We start from the raw sequence: 19,088 nt of genomic DNA, 5'->3' as shown, positions 1-19,088 counted from the left end.
CAGGCCCGGGCGGCAGCCGACACGGTCCCTCGTCTGCCGCCCGTCTTCTCGGGGCTCCGCCCCGAACCCCGCGCCTCAAACGCCGGCGGGGCTGGATTTGGCTGATGCCGTCCGGCAGGCACAACCCAGCCCCGCCGGCGTTTGAGGCGCGGGGTCTGGGGCGGAGCCCCAGCAACGGCGCCGCGCCCTAAGACCAGGGCACGTCCGGCGCCCGGTAATAGTTGACGTCCTGGGCGTCCAGACGCGGCCCCTGCGCGGCCAGGCGCAGGCTGTACGACGCCCAGTCGAGGGCGCCCGCGGGCGACCACCCCAGCTCCGCCAGCCCCAGCACCCGCGGAAACGCCATCAGCTCCCAGTCCGCCCGCGTGGCGATCGTCTCCGTCCACAGCGGCGCCTCCACGCCCAGGACGGCCGACTCCGGGAGCCCGGCCAGGTAGGCCCCCGGGTTCCACGAGTACGACCTCTTCACCGGGACGAACCCGGCCCACGCCAGGCCCGGCTTCGTCGCCAGGTCGTACTTCATGTCCAGGTACAGCCGGTCCGCCGGCGACAGGATCAGCGGGTGCCCGGCCTTCGCGGCCGCGACGACCCGCGCCTTCTCCGCGGCCGGGGTCCGGTCGTGCCCCCAGTACTGCAGCACCGCCCCCGCCGCCGGCCGCGCCGCCGCGAGCTGGTGCCAGGCGACCACCGTCTTGCCGTACCGGCCCACCACCGCCTGCGCCCGGTCCATGAAGGCCGCGTAGTCCGCCGCCGGCGTCGAGTGCGCCTCGTCGCCGCCGATGTGCAGGTAGCGGCCCGGCGTCAGCTCCGCCAGCTCGCCGAGCACCTCGTCGATGAACTCGTAGGTCCGCTCCTTGGCGACGCACAGCGAGCTGAAGCCCACCTTGATCCCGGTGTACCTCGCCGGGGCCTTCCCGTCGCAGTTCAGCTCCGCGTACGAGGCGAGCGCCGCGTTCGTGTGCCCCGGCATGTCGATCTCCGGGACCACGTCCACGTACCGCTCCCCCGCGTACGCGACGAGCTCCCGGTACTCGTCCTTCGTCCAGTGGCCGCCGGGTCCGCCGCCGACCTCGCTGCCGCCCCCGTACTCCGCCAGCCGCGGCCAGGAGTCGATCGCGAGACGCCACCCCTGGTCGTCGGTCAGATGCACGTGCAGGGTGTTGACCTTGTACTGGGCGAGCTGGTCGACGTACCTCTTCACCTGCTCCACCGTGAAGAAGTGCCGCGCGATGTCGATCATCGCGCCCCGGTACGCGAAGCGCGGCCGGTCGGAGACGGTCCCGCCGGGCACCGTCCCGGGCCCGGTCACCGGTACCAGCTGCCGCAGCGTCTGCCCGGCGTGGAACAGCCCGGCCGGGGTCCGTGCGGCGAGGGTGATCCCGTCCGGTCCGGACTGCAGCCGGTACCCCTCGTCCCCGACCCCCTCGGCCTCCTCGTCGACGCGGAGCCGGATCCCGTCCCCCTCGGCCCCGTCGACCACCGGCAGCGGGAGCCCGCTCGGGCCGCGCAGCTGCTCGGCGAGGAGCTCGCCGAGCCGCCGGACCTCCTCGTCGGGTCCCGGGCCGGTACGGATGACCGTGCCCGCCCCGAAGGAGTACCCGGGGCCTTCGGCGCGTGCGGAGACGGGCGCCGGCAGGAGCCGTTCGAAGGGGGTCAGGGCGGCGGCGGGGGCTTCGTCGCCGGGGCTGGCGTCGTCACCCCGGGCGGTCGTACAGGACGCTGCCGCGCCGAGCACGGAGAGGACGAGGAGGGTGCCGAGCGTGCGTCGCAGGACTCTCATGGCTCAGGTATAGGCCAATTGGGCCGCCACGGCCGGTGCGAGAATCGTCGGATGGCGGAAATCATCCAGAAGGACGGCACTTGGAGCTTCGACGGGGACACGGTGCGCATCGTGCCGGGCCGCGACAAGGGGGTGGGCCTGCTGCGCCAGACGCTCGGCGAAGTGGCCGTCCCGCTGCGCGCGCTGGCCGGGATCAGCTTCGAACCGGGGCGCAAGGCGGGCCGGTTGCGGCTGCGGCTGCGTGACGGCGCGGACCCGCTGCTCCAGGTGACCGGCGGGCGGCTGCCGGACGCCTCCGACCCGTACCGGCTGACCGTGGAGACGGACCGGACCGGGGTGGCGGAGTACTTCGTGGACGAGGTGCGGGGCGCGCTCCTGCTGGACCAGGTGGAGACCGGGCCCACGCGCGAGTACCTGCTGCCGGGCCCCGCGGTGCCGATCACGGCGGGCGCGGGCGACGGGACCGTGGCCTTCGACGGGGACCGGGTGTCCCTGGAGTGGAACTGGACGGCCGAGGAGGCCAAGCGCTCCGGCGGGACGCGGGCGTTCCGGGTGGCGGACCTGCGGTTGGTGGAGTGGTCCCCGTCCAAGGGGCTGACGAGCGGCTGGCTGCGCTTCCTCCAGGCGGGCACCGCGGCGCCCGCGTCGCCCAAGTACGACCCCTTCACGGTGGAGCTCTTCGGTTTCAAGAACGACCCGCTGATGGCGCTGGTCGCGGCGGCGGTGGCGGCCCGGATGCCCCACCCGGCGGCGGCTCCGGCCGATCCGGCCGCCCCCGCCGGGGCCCTGGGCGCCGGCCCGGCCGCGCGGCCGGCGGGGTCGGCGGAGGATGCCGCGGCGGACCACGACACCCTCCTGCGCCGCCTGCGCGAGCTCGGCGAGCTGCACCAGTCGGGAATCCTCACGGCCGACGAGTTCGCGGCGGCCAAGCAGGCCGTTTTGCGGCGTTTCTGACCGGATCCATCCATTCCACTGGTCCAGACCAGAAGGATCCTGCCCGATTTCGGGCAGGATCTTTGCGTTCGGCGCCCTGACCCGCCAGTATCTACGGGTGCTCGATCGCCGCCCGTCGCATGACGACCTCGTCGACCACCTGGTGCGCAGCACCTCGCTGCAGCGGGGTGAGGCCGCCCGGGTGGTGCTCGACGTGCTCGCGTACTTCGACGAGACGACCGAGGAGTTCGTCCGCCGCCGCCACCGGGAACTGCAGTCCGGCGGAGCGGTCAACGCGGAGATCTTCGAGCGGATCGCGGCCGAGCTGCCGCACCGCGCCGTGGCGCCTCCGGAGCTCTCGCTCCGGCAGCTGCGCCGCATCGTCTACGGCTGACGCACGGCTGCGACACCGGCTGAGACCCAGCCACCCGAGCACACGTACCGAACTTCAGGAGGGGCATAACCGTATGTGCGGAATCGTCGGTTACATCGGCAAGCGTGACGTTGCACCACTGCTGCTGGAAGGCCTGCAGCGCCTCGAGTACCGCGGATACGACTCCGCGGGCATCGTCGTCAACAGCCCGAAGGCCGCGGCCCTGAAGGTCGTCAAGGCCAAGGGCCGGGTCCGCGAGCTGGAGTCCCGCGTCCCCAAGCGCTTCGCCGGCACCACCGGCATCGCCCACACCCGCTGGGCCACGCACGGCGCCCCGAGCGACATCAACTCCCACCCCCACCTCGACGCCGAGAACAAGGTGGCCGTCGTCCACAACGGCATCGTCGACAACGCCTCCGAGCTGCGCGCCAAGCTCGAGGCCGAGGGCGTCGTCTTCGTCTCGGAGACCGACACCGAGGTGATCGTCCACCTGATCGCCCGCTCCCTGGCCGACTCCCTCGAGGAGAAGGTCCGCGAGGCCGTCAAGGCGATCGAGGGCACCTACGGCATCGCCGTCATGCACGCCGACTTCGCCGACCGCATCGTCGTCGCCCGCAACGGCTCCCCCGTCGTCCTGGGCATCGGCGAGAAGGAGATGTTCGTCGCCTCGGACGTCGCCGCCCTGGTCGCCCACACCCGCCAGGTCGTCACCCTCGACGACGGCGAGATGGCCACCCTGAAGGCCGACGACTTCCGCACCTACACCACCAGCGGTGCCACCACCACCGCCACCCCGGAGACCGTGGAGTGGGAGGCCGCCTCCTACGACATGGGCGGTCACGACACCTACATGCACAAGGAGATCTCCGAGCAGCCCGACGCGGTCGACCGCGTGCTGCGCGGCCGGATCGACGACCGTTTCAACACGGTGCACCTGGGCGGCCTGAACCTGGACCCGCGCGAGGCGCGCGGCATCCGCCGGGTCAAGATCCTGGGCTGCGGCACCTCCTACCACGCGGGCCTCATCGGCGCCGGCCTCATCGAGGGCATGGCCCGGATCCCCGCGGACGCCGAGCCGGCCTCCGAGTTCCGCTACCGCAACCCGGTCGTGGACCCCGACACCCTCTACATCGCGGTGTCCCAGTCCGGTGAGACGTACGACGTGCTCGCGGCGGTGCAGGAGCTCAAGCGCAAGGGCGCCCGCGTCCTCGGCGTGGTCAACGTGGTCGGCTCCGCGATCGCCCGCGAGGCGGACGGCGGCGTGTACGTGCACGCCGGCCCCGAGGTCTGCGTCGTCTCCACCAAGTGCTTCACCAACACGGTCGTCGCCTTCGCGCTGCTGGCCGTGCACCTGGGCCGCATCCGGGACCTTTCGGTCACCGACGGCAAGCGGATCATCGAGGGCCTGCGCAAGCTGCCCGCGCAGATCCAGGAGATCCTCGACGGCGAGGACGACATCAAGAAGCTGGCGGCCGAGTTCGCCGAGGCCAAGTCGATGATGTTCATCGGCCGGGTGCGCGGTTACCCGGTGGCCCTGGAGGCCTCCCTCAAGCTGAAGGAGATCTCCTACATCCACGCCGAGGCCTACCCGGCCTCCGAGCTCAAGCACGGTCCGCTGGCGCTGATCGAGCCCTCGCTGCCGACCGTCGCGATCGTCCCGGACGACGACCTGCTGGAGAAGAACCGCGCGGCGCTCGAGGAGATCAAGGCGCGCAGCGGCCGGATCCTGGCGGTCGCGCACCGCGAGCAGGAGAAGGCGGACCACACCATCGTGGTCCCCAAGAACGAGGACGAGCTGGACCCGATCCTGATGGGCATCCCGCTCCAGCTGCTGGCGTACCACACGGCCCTGGCCATGGGCCGGGACATCGACAAGCCGCGCAACCTGGCGAAGTCGGTCACGGTCGAGTAGTCGGCGGCCTGTTGGCCCGAGACATGCGAAGACCCCCGTGCGCACCGCGCACGGGGGTCTTCGCACAGGGTGTTCAGCCTGCGGCGACCGCGCCGCGCCTCGAGCCCTTGCCCACCGCCATCGGCCAGTGCGCCAGTGCCGCGGTGGCTCCGTACCAGGCCAGCAGCCCGGACACGGCGGCGACCCAGCCGCCGGCCTTGGCGAGGCCATCGCTGCCCGCGAACGAGCCTATGGCCAACAGGAGGAGGGACAGGGTCAGCAGGGCATAGACGCCCTGGCTGAACAGACCGCTCGCCGCGGCGACCGTGAGGGTCAGCGCGAGCAGGGCGAAGAGGACCAGAAACGTTCCGGCGGCTTCGTCGGAAACCGACGCCCCGGCCCCCTTGGCCCAGGTGAACCAGAAGACGCCGAGGCCCGCGAACGCGGTGCCGTTGAACCCGTTGCCGCCGCGGTACTCGAGGAGCCCGAGGAGGAAAAGGGCCGCGCCGCCGACGTACATCGCGAGCGACACGGAATTGGCGGCGGTCACTCCGTCGATGACACCGGTGTGGCCGATACCGAACGCGAGAAGGGTGAGACCCAGGGCGATGTTCCCGAGGGTCGAAGTCGAGGCCGTGCTTCCCGCAGAGACACCATTGTCCACGGCGGGCTCCCTTCGATCTGCAGTTGTTTGCTGCGTCCCAGCAGCATTTATCTACCCTTTACACGGGTGCACAACCGCACAATCGGCTTAACAGGCGGTCACGGAATGACAACGACCGGTCGCTGTGCGCGCTTGGCCAGCCGGCCCGCCACGGACCCGAAGATCCGGCCCACGATCCCGTGCGTGGAGCCGACCACGATGGCGTCGGCCGAATACTCCCGGCCGACCTCCTCCAGCTCGTGGCAGATGTCCCCGCCGCGCTCGACCAGGATCCAGGGCACCTCGGCCAGATAGTCCGCGCAGGCGAGCTCCAGCCCGAGCACCTCGGTGCGGTGGTCCGGCACGTCCACGAAGACGGGAGGCTCACAGCCGGCCCAGACGGTGGTGGGCAGCCGGTTGGCGACATGGACGATGATCAGACCGGAGCCGGAGCGACGGGCCATGCCGATCGCGTACGCGAGCGCGCGCTCACTGGACGTGGATCCGTCGAATCCCACAACGACCCCGTGCCGGAAGGCCGGATCGCAGGGTAGGCGTGTCTGTTCCACCGCGCGCAGATCGGCGGCCGACGCAGGGTCGGCGACACGTTTGCGCTTGCGGTCCGCGGGTTCGGAGAATTCGTGACCGGCCATCGGTATCTCGGCGAAGAGGTCCTTGGAGGAAGCAACAGGGGCGAAATTCGGCGACGCTGGGTAACGGGGCTCTGTCCGGGAAGCATCTTCCCAAGCCCATACCCACCAGGGTACGGCGACACTCCTGTCCTGCACAGGGCTTGCCGCCCTTGGAGAGCGTCCCAGGGAGCATGCCGGAGCGAGCCCGCCTTGGCAATGCCCGCTGTCCCCTACAGCCAGTGACGATCGGGCCCGGCGCCACCCGTGCGCGCAGTGACCGAGCCCGGCCGAGCCGCGTTGGGCATGGGTCCGACCGTCCAGGAAGAGCCCGCAGGGAGCACGCCGTGCCCGGCCATCCGGTACACCCCGTCCAGCCAGCTCAGCCGACACAGTCCGTCCACCAGTACGCCGACGCCACCCCGCTCCACGCCCCTTCCCACCGTTCCGCTCTTCACTCGTCCGTGCACCCCGCCGGACGTCGTCACGACGACCCCGCGGGTGACGTCGTGCGCTGGGCCGCCTTCAGCTGCCTGCTCGTCCCCGTGGTCCTCGTCGTCTACGGAACCTCCTTCGGCGGGGCCGCGGTCGCCACCCTCGGCCTGTTGGCGGTGACGGCCGCGTGCCGGGTGCTGCTGCGCTACTCGGAGAGGACGGAGCGGGCCACGGCTCGAGGGCCGGTGGAGGAACGGCTCGGGTCCGCCCCCCGCGGCCGGCACTCGCGCGGCGGCTCCGGTGGACATCGCGTCTGCGGCGGTTCCGCCCCGCGCGCGGCGCCGTCCCCGCACGACTGACTCATTCGCACACCCACACCCGCATGTTTTCAGCCAACTTCCCGCCAGGGTGGCCTTCTTGCCGGAATGTCCCCCCAACCCCCCTACCACCAGCGACGACAGACGCCGGGGGGCGCTTCGACCCTACGGGTACTGGCCACGAGCGGACCGGACGCTTCCCACCCAGGTAGCGGAGTGGAACGCTTCCTGATCGAATGCTTTTCGCCAAGTTGAGAAGTCGACATAGCGCTGCGTGCTGAACTTGTCACGCCGACACCACGGGACGCAGTAGATTCGATCATGTATTTACGGCGGGGGATCCACGTGCAAGGCCGAGGGGAAACGTGCAGGTGCGACCAGACCAAGGAGTCGCGACACCCAAGGGGGGCTTAGCGCCATGAGCCAGGATTCCACCGCCGTCGTCGCGGACGCCGGCAGGAAGCTCGCGGGGCGTCGCCGCAGGGAGATTGTCGCGGTGCTGCTCTTCAGCGGCGGACCGATCTTCGAGAGCTCCATTCCACTTTCCGTGTTCGGCATTGACCGGCAGGACGCGGGAGTTCCACGCTACCGATTGCTCGTGTGCGCCGGTGAGGACGGTCCGCTCAGGACCACCGGCGGACTCGAACTGACCGCGCCATACGGGTTGGAGGCGATCGCCCGGGCAGGCACGGTCGTCGTGCCCGCATGGCGTTCCATCACTTCACCACCCCCTCCGGAGGCGCTCGACGCACTGCGTCTGGCGCACGAGGAGGGAGCCCGGATCGTCGGACTGTGCACGGGAGCCTTCGTGCTCGCCGCCGCCGGTCTGCTGGACGGCCGGCCCGCGACGACGCACTGGATGTACGCGCCGACGCTGGCCAAGCGGTACCCGTCCGTCCATGTCGATCCGCGCGAGCTGTTCGTCGACGACGGAGACGTGCTCACGTCCGCGGGCACGGCGGCCGGAATCGACCTGTGCCTGCACATCGTGCGCACGGACCACGGCAGTGAGGCGGCCGGGGCCCTGGCCCGCAGGCTCGTCGTCCCGCCGCGCCGTACGGGCGGACAGGAGCGCTATCTCGACCGGTCGCTGCCGGAGGAGATCGGCGCCGACCCGCTGGCCGAGGTCGTCGCCTGGGCGCTGGAACACCTCCACGAGCAGTTCGACGTGGAGACCCTGGCGGCCCGCGCCTACATGAGCAGGCGCACCTTCGACCGCCGGTTCCGCTCGCTGACCGGCAGCGCGCCGCTCCAGTGGCTGATCACCCAGCGGGTGCTCCAGGCACAGCGGCTGCTGGAGACCTCCGACTACTCGGTCGACGAGGTCGCCGGTCGCTGCGGGTTCCGTTCGCCGGTCGCCCTGCGCGGGCACTTCCGGCGGCAGCTGGGGTCCTCCCCGGCCGCCTACCGCTCCGCCTACCGGGCACGACGGCCGCAGGCCGACGTGGCTCAGGTGTCCCAGCTCCAGGAGAGCCCGGTTCCGCACCAGCGCACTCCGCAGCCCCAGCGGGCGGCGGCGGCCCTGGCCGCGGCGGGCCCGACGGTGACGGAGCTGTACGCCCCCGGCCGGGTCCTGCGGGAACACGCGTAACCCACACAACGGGTACGGCAAGCGAAGGTCCTCCATCGGTCACCGCCGATGGGGGACCTTCCGCATATGCGGTCCGGGCCCGAGGGGACCGCATAAGGTGGGACACATGAACGATCGCATGGTGTGGATCGACTGCGAGATGACCGGGCTCTCGTTGACGGACGACGCACTTATCGAGGTGGCCGCACTGGTCACCGACTCGGAGCTCAACGTGCTCGGCGAAGGCGTGGACATCGTGATCCGCCCGCCGGACGCGGCCCTGGAGACCATGCCCGACGTGGTGCGCGAGATGCACACCTCCTCCGGACTGCTCGAAGAGCTGGCCGGCGGGACCACCCTGGCGGATGCCGAGGCGCAGGTCCTGGCATACGTACGGGAGCACGTGAAGGAGCCCCGCAAGGCGCCCCTCTGCGGAAACTCGGTCGGCACCGACCGCGGGTTCCTGCTGCGTGACATGGCGGCGCTGGAGAGCTACATGCACTACCGGATCGTGGACGTGTCCTCGGTCAAGGAGCTGGCGCGCCGCTGGTACCCGCGGGCGTACTTCAACAGCCCGCCCAAGAACGGCAACCACCGGGCGCTCGCGGACATCAAGGAGTCCATCGCCGAGCTGCGGTACTACCGGGAGGCGGTCTTCGTTCCGCAGCCCGGGCCCGACTCGGACACGGCTCGGAGCATCGCCGCCAAGCACGTCCTGCCCGCCGAATAGCCGACCCGGAGCGAGGGGCGCGATAAGGGGGGAGCGAGCACCCTCCCGGACCCTGTACCCTTTTCTTCGGCCGGTCGGTTCTCCGACCGGACATGGTGGGTGTAGCTCAGTTGGTAGAGCACCTGGTTGTGGTCCAGGTGGCCGCGGGTTCAAGTCCCGTCACTCACCCTGATGAGAAGGTCCCGGTCCGCGAAAGCGGACCGGGACCTTCTGCGTTCACGAGGACTGCTTCACGAGGACTCCCGGACCACCAGCCGGTTCGGCAGCACGACGGCCGCGTCTCCCCCCGGTTCCCCGGCGATCCCGGCCAGCAGCACCCGCGCCATGGTCCGGCCCATCTCCTCGATCGGCTGCCGGACGCTGGTCAGCGGCGGGTCCATGTGCCGGGCCACCACCGAGTCGTCGAAGCCGACCAGCGCCACGTCCTGCGGAATCCGGTGGCCGGCCGCGCGCAGCTCCCGCCGGGCGCCCGCCGCCATGACGTCCGAGGCCGCGAAGACCGCGTCGAGCGCCGGGCGGCGCTCCAGCAGCTCGCGCATGGCCCGGCGGCCGCCCTCCTCGGTGAAGTCGCCGACCGAGATCAGCCCCTCGTCGGCCAGGTGCCCGGCGGCGGCCAGGGCCTGCCGGTAGCCGTCGAGTCGGCACTGGGCCCCGTACACGTCCAGCGGTCCGGTGATCGTGGCGATCGCGCGGCGGCCCCGGCCGACGAGGTGGCGTACGGCCTCGGCCGCGCCCCCCAGGTTGTCCGAATCCACCGAGGGCAGCGTCTCGGCGGCGGAGCGGCGGCCGCTGATCACCGTCGGGATGCCGAGCTCGGCCAGCAGCTCCGGCAGCGGATCCCCGGCGTGGACGGAGACGAGGAGCACCCCGTCGACGCGGTGCCCCGACAGGTACTGGGAGAGGCGGCGGCGCTCGCGGTCGCTGCCGGCCAGGGTGAGGACGAGCTGGACGTCGGTCTCGGCGAGGGCGGAGCCGACCCCGCGGACCACGTCGGAGAAGTAAGGCTCGGCGAAGAAGCGGGCCTCCGGCTCGGGAATCACGAGAGCGATGGCGTCGGTACGGTTGGCCGCGAGGGCGCGGGCCGCGCGGTTGGGCACGTAGCCCAGCTCGGCGACGGCCGCCTCCACGGCGGTCCTGGTGTGGTCGCTGACCTTGGAGGAACCGTTGATCACCCGGGAGACCGTGCCGCGCCCGACTCCGGCGCGCACCGCGACCTCCTCCAGGGTCGGCCGTCCCCCTTTGCGCCCTTGCTCCTTCATGGCTTCCTCCCGGCTGTGAATCTACCCCTTGACGACTGTGGGAGCGCTCCCACACTGTGGCACACGACACCCGGCACGTCCCGTCCTTCAAGGAGGATGCACATGCGAGCCCCAGCCCGAGTCCCCGTCCGAGCCCGAAGAACCCTTGCCACGGCAGTCACCGCGATGGGAGCGGCGGCCCTGCTGCTCACGGGGTGCGCGCAGGATCCGGCCGAGAAGTCCGAAAGCGGCGCCCCGGCCGGCGACAAGGGGAAGACCACCCTCACCGTCGGGGTCTTCGGGGCCTTCGGCCTCCAGGAGGCCGGCCTCTACGACGAGTACATGGCCCAGAATCCCGGGATCCGCATCGAGCAGACCTCGATCGAGCGGAACGAGAACTACTACCCCCAGCTCCTCACCCACCTGGGGACCGGGAGCGGGCTCGCAGACATCCAGGCCGTCGAGGTCAACAACATCGCCGAGATCACCGCCACCCAGGCCGACAAGCTGGTCGACCTGGGCAAGGCGCCGGGGGTGGACAAGGCCGCGTACCTGCCCTGGAAGTGGGCGCAGGGCACGGCGAGCGCGGCGAAGGGCGGGGCCACGGTCGGCCTGGGCACCGACATCGGGCCGCAGGGGATCTGCTACCGCAAGGACCTCTTCGAGGCGGCCGGGCTGCCCAGCGACCGGGCGGCGGTCGGGGCGCTGTGGGCGGGCGACTGGAACAAGTACCTGGAGGCGGGCAAGGCGTACAAGGCGAAGGCGGGCGAGGGCAAGGCCTTCGTGGACTCCGCGTCGGGCGTGATGGCGGCGGTGACCGGCAGCAGCGCGCAGCGGTTCTACGACGAGCAGGGCAAGGTCGTCTACAAGACCAACCCCGCGGTGCGCGGGGCCTTCGACCTGGCGGCCTCCTTCGCCACCGAGGGGCTCAGCGCCAAGCTCCAGCAGTTCACCCCGGCCTGGGACCAGGGCTTCGCCAACGGGTCCTTCGCCACGGTCTCCTGCCCGGCCTGGATGCTCGGCTACATCCAGGACAAGGCGGGTCCGGCCGGCAAGGACAAGTGGGACGTGGCGCAGGCGCCGAAGCCGAGCAACTGGGGCGGCTCCTTCCTGGTGGTGCCGAAGGCCGGCAAGCACGCCCAGGAGGCGGCGAAGCTGGCGGCCTGGCTGACGGCTCCGGCGCAGCAGGCGAAGCTCTTCGAGAAGCGGGGCAGTTTCCCGAGCGCGAGCGCCGCCTACAAGCTGCCGACGGTGTCGGGCGCGCAGCACGCGTACTTCGGCGGGGCCCCGATCGGCGAGATCTTCGCGAAGGCGGCGGAGGGGGTGCCGGTGACTGTGGTCGGTCCGAAGGACCTGGTGATCTCACAGAACCTGGCGGACATCGGGATGCTCCAGGTCGACCAGAAGGGCCGCAGTCCCCAGGAGGGCTGGGAGGCCGCGGTGAAGGCGATCGACAACGCCTTGGACCAGTGAGGCTCAGGTGACGGACGAGACGGCTGTTCTGTCCCCCTCCGCCGCCGGCTCGAAGGAGCCGGCGGCGGAGGGGGGCGCCCGGGGCCAGATATGGCGCTCACGCCGCTACCGGTGGGACCTGCGCTGGAGCCCGTACGCCTTCGTGGCGCCCTTCTTCCTCTTCTTCGCCGTCTTCGGGCTGTTCCCGTTGCTGTACACGGGCTGGGCGGCGCTGCACCAGGTGGAGCTGACCGATCCGGATTCCATGACGTGGGTGGGGCTGAAGAACTTCACCCGGCTGTGGGACGACGAGTTCTTCTGGAACGCGCTGCGCAACACGGTCACCATCGGGCTGCTGTCCACGGTGCCGCAGCTGGCGATCGCGCTCGGTCTGGCCCATCTGCTCAACTACAAGATGCGCGGCTCCGCCTTCTTCCGGGTCGCCGTCCTCACCCCGTACGCGACGTCGGTGGCGGCGGCCACCCTTGTGTTCGTGCTGCTCTTCGGCCGGGACTACGGGATGGTCAACTGGGCGCTGTCGGCGGTCGGTCTGGGGGCGGTGGACTGGCAGAACGGCACCTTCGCCTCCCAGCTCGCGGTCTCCACCATCGTGATCTGGCGGTGGACCGGCTACAACGCGCTGATCTACCTGGCGGCGATGCAGGCCGTGCCGGGCGAGCTGTACGAGTCGGCCGCGCTGGACGGGGCGTCGCGCTGGCAGCAGTTCCTCCACGTGACCGTGCCCTCGCTGCGGCCGACGATCCTCTTCACGTGCGTCGTCTCGACGATCGGGGCGACCCAGCTGTTCGGCGAGCCTTTGCTGTTCAACGGCGGGGCGGGCGCGACGGGCGGCTCGGAGCACCAGTTCCAGACGCTCGGGCTGTACCTGTACGAGCAGGGCTGGGTGAACCTGCACCTGGGGCGGGCCTCGGCCATCGCGTGGGCGATGTTCCTGATCCTGCTGGTCATCGCGGGCGCGGCACGGCTGCTGCGCGGACGGGGGGCTTCCCGATGAGATCGCTGCGTGCGGGCAGGCTCACCTACGTGGTGTTGGCCCTGTTCACCGTCGGCTCCCTCTTCCCGCTGGTGTGGACGGCGATCGCGGCCTCCCGGAGCAATACGCGGCTTGCGCAGACCCCGCCGCCGTTCTGGTTCGGCGGGAACCTGGGCCGCAACCTCCAGGTCGCGTGGACCGACGCGAACATGGGCACCGCCCTGCTGAACACCGTGGTCGTGGCCGGCACCGTCGCCGCGGGAACGGTGGTGTTCTCCACCCTGGCGGGCTTCGCCTTCGCCAAGCTCCGCTTCCGCGGCAGCCGGCTGCTGCTCGGGCTGGTGATCGGGACGATGCTGATCCCGCCGCAGCTGAGCGTGGTCCCGCTGTACATGCTGATCGCGGAGCTGTCGTGGACCGACCGGCTCCAGGCGGTGATCCTGCCGACCCTGGTGTCCGCGTTCGGCGTCTTCTTCATGCGGCAGTACCTGGCCCAGGCCCTGCCGATGGAACTGGTGGAGGCGGCACGCACGGACGGGGCGAGTTCGCTGCGGATCGTGTGGCACGTGGTGTTCCCGGTGGCCCGGCCCGCGATGGCGGTGCTGGCCATGCTGACCTTCGTCATGGCCTGGAACGACTTCTTCTGGCCGATCGTCGCGCTGACCCAGAACGGCAGCCCGACGGTGCAGGTGGCTCTGACCGGGCTGGGCCGGGGCTACATCCCCGACCAGTCGGTGATCATGGCGGGCGCGCTGCTGGGCACGCTCCCGCTGCTGCTGGTGTTCCTCGTCTTCGGCCGCCAGATCGTCGGCGGCATCATGCAGGGAGCGGTCAAGGGATGACGACTGTGCCGATGGAGAGCGTCCGCTTCCCGGACGGGTTCCTGTGGGGTGCGGCCACGGCGGCCTTCCAGATCGAGGGCGGGGCCGCCCTGCGCGGGCCGTCGATCTGGGACACGTTCTGCCGTACGCCGGGCAAGGTGTACGGCGGCCACACGGGCGAGGTGGCGGTCGACCACCACCGGCTGTGGCGGGACGACGTGCGGCTGATGGGCGAACTGGGGCTCGGGGCCTACCGCTTCTCGGTGTCCTGGCCGCGGGTGCTCTCCGGGGGGATCGGCTTCTACGACGCCCTGGTGGACGAGCTGCTCTCGTACGGGATCCAGCCCAGCGTGACCCTGTACCACTGGGACCTGCCGCAGGAGCTGGAGGACGAGGGCGGCTGGCCCGAACGGGAGACGGCCTACGCCTTCGCCGCATACGCCGAGCAGGTCTCGAAGGCCCTGGGTGACCGGGTGGAGCTGTGGACCACCCTCAACGAGCCCTGGTGCAGCGCCTTCCTCGGCTATGCCTCCGGGGTCCACGCCCCCGGCCGCACCTCCCCCGCCGATTCCCTGCGCGCCGCCCACCACCTCAACCTGGCCCACGGCCTGGCCGCCGCCGCCCTGCCCGCCTCGGCGCGGGTCGGGATCGCGCTCAACCCGAGCGCGGTGCGGCCGCTGACCGGCTCGGCGGCCGACCTGGACGCCCAGCGCCGCATCGACGCCCTGGCCAACCGGATCTTCACCGGACCGCTGCTGCGCGGGGCCTATCCGCAGGACCTGCTCGCGGACACCGCCGCCCTGACGGACTGGTCCTTCGTCCGCCCCGGCGACGAGGCGCTGATCCACCAGCCGCTGGACTTCCTCGGCGTGAACTACTACACCCCGGCGGTGGTTTCGGCGGCTCCCGCCGGCTCCGGCCCCCGCGCGGACGGCCACGGGGCCACGGGCCACTCCCCCTGGCCGGGCGCCGACACAGTGGCCTTCCACCAACCCCCGGGCGAGCGGACCGACATGGGCTGGTCGATCGACCCGACGGGCCTGTACGACCTGCTGATGCGCTTCTCCCGGGAGGCGCCGAACCTGCCCCTGCTGGTCACCGAGAACGGCGCGGCATACGCCCCCGACCTGCACGACCCGGCGCGGATCGGATATCTGGAAGCCCATCTGACCGCCGTCCACCAGGCCCTGGCGGACGGCGCCCCGGTGAAGGGCTACTTCCTCTGGTCGCTGTTGGACAACTTCGAATGGTCCTACGGCTACAGCAAACGCTTCGGCATCGTCCACGTGGACTACGAGACCCAGACCCGCACCCCGCGCTCGAGCGCCCACTGGTACGCGCAAGTGGCCCGGACAGGGTCCTTCTGACCACTGCGCGGCTCGGCTACCCGACCGGGGCGGCGAAGGCGTCGGCGTGGTCCTCGGCCCACTGCCCGAAGGTGCGGGCCGGGTGGCCGGTGAGCCGCTCGACGGCGTCGGTGATCTCGACCGGGAGGCCGTCGGTGGAGGCCCAGTACTCGAGGAGCGCATCGGCATACGGCCCGGGTATGTAGCCGTCGACCTCGGCCTTCCACTGCTCGGCGGAGACGGCCTCGAACGGCAGGGGCCGGCCGAGGACCTCGCCGAGTATGCCGAGCTGGGCCGCGAACGTCAGCGACTGCGGTCCGGTCAGGGTGTAGGCGCGCCCGCCGAGAGCCGGGTCACTGAGGACCGCGAAGGCGGCCTCGGCGAGGTCCGCCTCGTGGACGGGGTCGCAGTACGAGCCGGGGTAGGGAAGGTGGACCGGGCGGCCGGACTTCAGCGACCAGGCCCAGCCCAGGGCGTTGCTCGCGAAGGACCCCGGGCGCAGCAGGGTGGTGCGCAGCGGAGAGGCCGACAGGGCCTGCTCGACGGCGAGATGGGACGCGGACAGCGGGCTGTCGGCGGCGCCGGGGCTCAGCACCGAAGAGGAGGACAGGAGCACGACGTGCTCCACTCCGGCGGTGACGGCCTCCTTCACGAAGGCCTCGACACCGGACGCCTCGGCGTAGAGGAAGACGGAGCGGACCCCGGCAAGGGCGCCGGGGAAGGTCGCCGGGTCGGTGAGGTCGCAGCGGACGGTACCGGGACGGTCCGGCTCCCGGGATCCGAGCCGGTGCGGGAGGCCGTGGGAGGTGAGGAGGGCGGAGAGGCCGCAGGCAACGGCGCCGCGGCCGCCGGTGACGAGGATCGACATGACTGGCTCCTTTTCATAGGATGGGTACGTGACACAGATTCTGCGCGTCGCATTCTCTGCGTCACACAGGTAAATTTGGAGCATGGAGAAGCCGATGTCAACCGATTCCCCTCGTACGGGTGATGAGTGGAGCCGCGCCGAGCTGCTCGCGCGCATCGTCACCGAGAGCCAGCGCCACTACGCCGACTACTCCCTCTTCAACCAGGCCATGGCCGACCACGTCGGGCTGCACCCCACCGACATGCAGTGCGTCGCCCTCCTCGACATGGAGCCCGGCCCGGTCAGCACCGGCGACATCGCCCGCCTCACCGGCCTGACCTCCGGCTCCGCGACCCGCCTCGTCGACCGGCTGGTCAAGGCGGGCATCGTGGAGCGGCATGCCGACCCGCACGACCGCCGCCGCTCCCTGGTCTCCCTCTCCCCCGAGGCCCGCGAGCGGATCGGCAAGGCCTGGGACACCCCCGGCCGGGCCTTCGGCGCCGTACTGGAGGGCTACTCCGACGCCGAACTCGCCGTCATCGGCGACTACCTGCACCGCGCCGCCGAGGTCGGCCGGGCCCAGGCCAAGAGGCTGGCCTCGGGCGAAGCCGGCTGAGGGCCCGTCCGGCGACCGGACCGCGACCGGGCCGCGACCGGACAGGGGGCTTCCGTGGCACCGGCCGCACCGGATACGGTCCCCGGCAACGGGCAACGGCGCGCGCCGGAGAAACGGGAGGGTCGGCGTGCGGATGGAGGTTGTCCGTGACCCGATCCGCCCGCCCCACCCGACCCAGCCGACCCGCCCAATCCGCCCAACCCCCCCGACCCGAATCGGCAGCCGCAGCATCACCCGCCCCGCCGCCCGCCGGCTTCCGCGGGGTGCTCGCCCTCGGCGGCCCCGCCCTCCCCTCTACGCGTTCCTCGCCCGCCTGCCCGCAGCGCTGTGCCCCATCGGAACGCTCCTGCTCATCAATGAGCGCGACGGCATCGGCGACGCCGCCGCCGTCGCCGCCGCCCTCTGGCTGGGCCAGGCCCTCGGCGGCCCCGTCATCGGCCGGCTCGCCGACCGGCGCGGCCACCGCCCCGTCCTGCTCCTCGCCTGCGCCGCCAACGCCGCCGTGCTCCTCGCCCTCGTGGCGACCGTCCTCGGCGGGCTGCCGCCGGCCGCCCGCATCACACTCGCCGTCGCCGCCGGGCTCACCGTCCCGCAGGTCGGACCGCTGGCCAGGGCCCGCTGGGCGCGGCTGGCCGGCGAGGACAAGAAACTGCTGGGCTCCGCCCTGTCCTTCGACACCACCCTGGACGAGGTCGGGTTCATGGTCGGGCCCGCGCTGGCCGGGATCCTGGCCGTGACCGTGCATCCCGCCTCGGCGCTGCTCCTCGCCGCCGCGCTGATCCTCGTCTTCGGGACCCTGTTCGCCGTGCATCCGACCGCGCCGGGCCCGACGCTAACCGCCCCCGGCGCGCGGGCCGCCGTACGGCTGTGGTCGCCCGGGCTGGTTCTGCTGTTCGCGATGGCCGTGCTCCAGGGGGCCGCCTGGAGCGGGGCCAACACCGGGGTCAACGCGCTCGCCGACTCACTGGACGAGGCGGGCGCGGCCGGGCTGGTGTGGGCCGCCATGGCCGTGACCAGCTCGGTCGCCGGCTTCGTGACGGTGGCCCGGCCGGGGTCTGCGGACCTGCCCGTACGGCTGCGGTGGACGATCGCCGTCCAGGCGGTGCTGACGCTGCCCCTGCTCGCGGTGTCGGGACTGACCGGCGCCACCCTCGCCGTCGCGGGCATCGGGCTGGCCGTGGCCCCGCACCTGATCGCCCTGTTCGGGCTGGTGGAACGGACCGGGCCCGCCGAGCGGATGGGCGAGGCCATGACCGTGGTCGGCAGCGGCCTGATCCTCGGCCAGGCGGCGGCAGCGCTGGCCGCGGGGCTGCTGGCTCAGGCGTACGGGTACCGGGCGGCGTTCGCCGTGTCCTGCGCGGCGGCCGCCGCCTCCGCCGTGGTGGCCCTGACGGCCACCGGAAAGGGCCGGCTCGGCCCGCGACCGGCTACGCCGAGGACCCCATCGCCGCCAGTCCCTTCGCCAGGTCCTCGGCGTTCATGACCGGACCGACCTCGAGCTCGGCGTTGAACTGCGTGAACAGGTCCTCCATCAGCGACGGCATCTGCGCACTGTCCTGGAGGTCGAAGACCATCCAGCAGGAGCGCACGCCCTCGTGCAGTCCGAAGTAGGCGGCCTCCGGCTTCACCTTGTCCATCAGCGACTTGATGGCCTGGGGCAGGGCGCCGGTCTTGATGCCCTCGTTGGTGGCAGCCGTGTCGAGGTGGGCGCGGAGCATGACTCTCATGCTGACTCCTTCCGTCACGCCCACCCTGTGCGGCCCGGACGGAGGCGGCAACATCTCGGCCACCGTCCGGGGTGCGGAGGACTGCGTACCGCACGCCTAGCCCAGGAACCCCACGTCGTAGAAGAACTGGTACCGGCTCGGGTCGTCCGGCAGGAACCAGTGGAAGCCCTCCTCGAAGAACACGGCCACGATGTTGACGGCGATGACCAGCCCCAGGAACCCCAGCGCGAACGTCCCCACCGCCCGCAGCGGGCCGGGCCCGGTCGCCGGTACGGACCGGTCGGCCGTCGAGTGGGCGAAGGCCAGGGCGATGCCGATGGCCACCACCGAGGCCTGGAAGAGGATCCAGGCCCACACGTACAGGTGCAGGCCGAACACCTCGCTCCCGTACCCCTTGTCACCCGGCAGGACGTGCAGCATCGTCTGCCGCCAGGACGCGAAGGAGCCTGCGATCACCGCCACCAGGGACATGCCCCAGCCCGTCATGTAGTCCCGGCCGGTCACCGTGCCGTACGAGAGCGCCGTCCGGACGATGTACGCCGCGCCCATCGCCGCCAGCAGCATGAACATCCGCTGCACGATGCAGAGCGGGCACGGGTACTCCCACAGCCCGAACTGGTAGAAGAGGCCACCGCAGACCACACCCGTCCAGCCGATGGCGAAGAAGCAGGCGAACCAGAACTGGACCCGCCCCAGCAGCCCGCCCGTCGGCGTCTCCTCCGGGAGGAGGCTGTGCATGACGGCCA

19 protein-coding genes and 1 tRNA gene are annotated in these 19,088 nt (G+C 71.5%); 13 read left to right on the top strand and 7 right to left on the bottom strand.

Annotated features, from left to right (window positions below; all coding sequences use genetic code 11):
• Positions 1–187: 187 nt before the first annotated feature.
• Positions 188–1,780, bottom strand: a complete 1,593-nt coding sequence (locus JIW86_RS25750; RefSeq protein ID WP_257556233.1) for a beta-N-acetylhexosaminidase — start codon at positions 1,778–1,780, stop codon at positions 188–190.
• Positions 1,781–1,831: 51 nt separating this feature from the next.
• On the opposite strand from JIW86_RS25750, the gene JIW86_RS25745 reads away from it, so the two are divergent.
• The 3 genes from JIW86_RS25745 to glmS all read left to right on the top strand — a co-directional run bounded on the left by JIW86_RS25745 (position 1,832) and on the right by glmS (position 4,998).
• A complete protein-coding gene (locus JIW86_RS25745; RefSeq protein WP_257556232.1) occupies positions 1,832–2,734 on the top strand; it encodes a DUF4429 domain-containing protein in 903 nt (300 codons plus the stop codon).
• 97 nt (positions 2,735–2,831) lie between these two features.
• Positions 2,832–3,107 carry a hypothetical protein gene (locus JIW86_RS25740; RefSeq protein WP_069920372.1) on the top strand — a complete coding sequence of 92 codons (276 nt, stop codon included), beginning with the start codon at positions 2,832–2,834 and terminating at the stop codon, positions 3,105–3,107.
• Between the two features lie 73 nt (positions 3,108–3,180).
• Positions 3,181–4,998 (top strand): glutamine--fructose-6-phosphate transaminase (isomerizing), encoded by a 1,818-nt coding sequence (glmS, locus tag JIW86_RS25735; RefSeq protein WP_215147410.1) that lies wholly within the window; start codon positions 3,181–3,183, stop codon positions 4,996–4,998.
• Between the two features lie 73 nt (positions 4,999–5,071).
• Here the strand turns inward: glmS and JIW86_RS25730 are convergent, their stop codons facing one another.
• Positions 5,072–5,641: an acetate uptake transporter gene (locus tag JIW86_RS25730; RefSeq protein WP_215147412.1), complete on the bottom strand. Its 570-nt coding sequence runs from the start codon at positions 5,639–5,641 to the stop codon at positions 5,072–5,074.
• 98 nt (positions 5,642–5,739) lie between these two features.
• The gene (locus tag JIW86_RS25725) at positions 5,740–6,273 is read right to left on the bottom strand and encodes a universal stress protein (protein ID WP_215147414.1); all 534 of its coding nucleotides are present in this window, start codon (positions 6,271–6,273) and stop codon (positions 5,740–5,742) included.
• A 323-nt stretch (positions 6,274–6,596) separates the two neighbouring features.
• Here JIW86_RS25725 and JIW86_RS25720 point away from each other — a divergent pair, with 323 nt between their 5' ends.
• From JIW86_RS25720 to JIW86_RS25705, 4 genes are all read left to right on the top strand, one after another.
• Entirely contained in the window at positions 6,597–7,043 is a 447-nt protein-coding gene (locus tag JIW86_RS25720) for a hypothetical protein (RefSeq protein ID WP_322975553.1), read from the top strand.
• Between the two features lie 376 nt (positions 7,044–7,419).
• Positions 7,420–8,592: a helix-turn-helix domain-containing protein gene (locus tag JIW86_RS25715; protein ID WP_215147416.1), complete on the top strand. Its 1,173-nt coding sequence runs from the start codon at positions 7,420–7,422 to the stop codon at positions 8,590–8,592.
• 106 nt (positions 8,593–8,698) lie between these two features.
• Positions 8,699–9,301, top strand: a complete 603-nt coding sequence (gene orn, locus JIW86_RS25710) for an oligoribonuclease (protein WP_215147418.1) — start codon at positions 8,699–8,701, stop codon at positions 9,299–9,301.
• A 95-nt stretch (positions 9,302–9,396) separates the two neighbouring features.
• Positions 9,397–9,469 (top strand) — tRNA-His (locus tag JIW86_RS25705).
• Between the two features lie 62 nt (positions 9,470–9,531).
• On the opposite strand, the gene JIW86_RS25700 is transcribed toward JIW86_RS25705, so the two are convergent.
• The gene (locus JIW86_RS25700) at positions 9,532–10,560 is read right to left on the bottom strand and encodes a LacI family DNA-binding transcriptional regulator (RefSeq protein ID WP_257556230.1); all 1,029 of its coding nucleotides are present in this window, start codon (positions 10,558–10,560) and stop codon (positions 9,532–9,534) included.
• 102 nt (positions 10,561–10,662) lie between these two features.
• Between JIW86_RS25700 and JIW86_RS25695 the strand changes: the two genes are divergently transcribed.
• Genes JIW86_RS25695 through JIW86_RS25680 form a run of 4 tightly spaced genes read left to right on the top strand, consistent with a single transcriptional unit; the run spans position 10,663 to position 15,173 of the window.
• Positions 10,663–12,012 carry an ABC transporter substrate-binding protein gene (locus tag JIW86_RS25695; protein WP_257556229.1) on the top strand — a complete coding sequence of 450 codons (1,350 nt, stop codon included), beginning with the start codon at positions 10,663–10,665 and terminating at the stop codon, positions 12,010–12,012.
• 7 nt (positions 12,013–12,019) lie between these two features.
• Positions 12,020–13,006 carry a carbohydrate ABC transporter permease gene (locus JIW86_RS25690; protein WP_215147424.1) on the top strand — a complete coding sequence of 329 codons (987 nt, stop codon included), beginning with the start codon at positions 12,020–12,022 and terminating at the stop codon, positions 13,004–13,006.
• Positions 13,003–13,827: a carbohydrate ABC transporter permease gene (locus JIW86_RS25685; protein ID WP_215147426.1), complete on the top strand. Its 825-nt coding sequence runs from the start codon at positions 13,003–13,005 to the stop codon at positions 13,825–13,827. Before JIW86_RS25690 ends, JIW86_RS25685 begins: the two co-directional genes overlap by 4 nt.
• Entirely contained in the window at positions 13,824–15,173 is a 1,350-nt protein-coding gene (locus JIW86_RS25680) for a GH1 family beta-glucosidase (protein WP_257556228.1), read from the top strand. Before JIW86_RS25685 ends, JIW86_RS25680 begins: the two co-directional genes overlap by 4 nt.
• Positions 15,174–15,189: 16 nt before the next feature.
• Here JIW86_RS25680 and JIW86_RS25675 read toward each other — a convergent pair whose 3' ends face one another.
• Positions 15,190–16,020, bottom strand: coding sequence for an NAD(P)H-binding protein (locus JIW86_RS25675; protein ID WP_257556227.1), 831 nt, complete (start codon positions 16,018–16,020; stop codon positions 15,190–15,192).
• Positions 16,021–16,114: 94 nt separating this feature from the next.
• Between JIW86_RS25675 and JIW86_RS25670 the strand changes: the two genes are divergently transcribed.
• On the top strand, positions 16,115–16,615 hold the full coding sequence (locus JIW86_RS25670; RefSeq protein WP_257556226.1) for a MarR family winged helix-turn-helix transcriptional regulator: 501 nt from the start codon (positions 16,115–16,117) through the stop codon (positions 16,613–16,615).
• Between the two features lie 133 nt (positions 16,616–16,748).
• Positions 16,749–18,098: an MFS transporter gene (locus tag JIW86_RS25665; protein ID WP_322975624.1), complete on the top strand. Its 1,350-nt coding sequence runs from the start codon at positions 16,749–16,751 to the stop codon at positions 18,096–18,098.
• On the opposite strand, the gene JIW86_RS25660 is transcribed toward JIW86_RS25665, so the two are convergent.
• The gene (locus JIW86_RS25660; RefSeq protein ID WP_257556224.1) at positions 18,043–18,342 is read right to left on the bottom strand and encodes a DUF3303 family protein; all 300 of its coding nucleotides are present in this window, start codon (positions 18,340–18,342) and stop codon (positions 18,043–18,045) included. The genes JIW86_RS25665 and JIW86_RS25660 overlap by 56 nt on opposite strands.
• Positions 18,343–18,438: 96 nt before the next feature.
• The gene (locus JIW86_RS25655) at positions 18,439–19,080 is read right to left on the bottom strand and encodes a disulfide bond formation protein B (protein ID WP_257556223.1); all 642 of its coding nucleotides are present in this window, start codon (positions 19,078–19,080) and stop codon (positions 18,439–18,441) included.
• Between the last annotated feature and the right edge of the window lie 8 nt (positions 19,081–19,088).

The sequence above is a fragment of the Streptomyces sp. NBC_00162 genome, assembly GCF_024611995.1.
Classification (GTDB): Bacteria; Actinomycetota; Actinomycetes; order Streptomycetales; family Streptomycetaceae; genus Streptomyces.
Note: the sequence above shows the minus strand (reverse complement) of the source record. Positions and strands in the feature narration are given on the sequence as shown.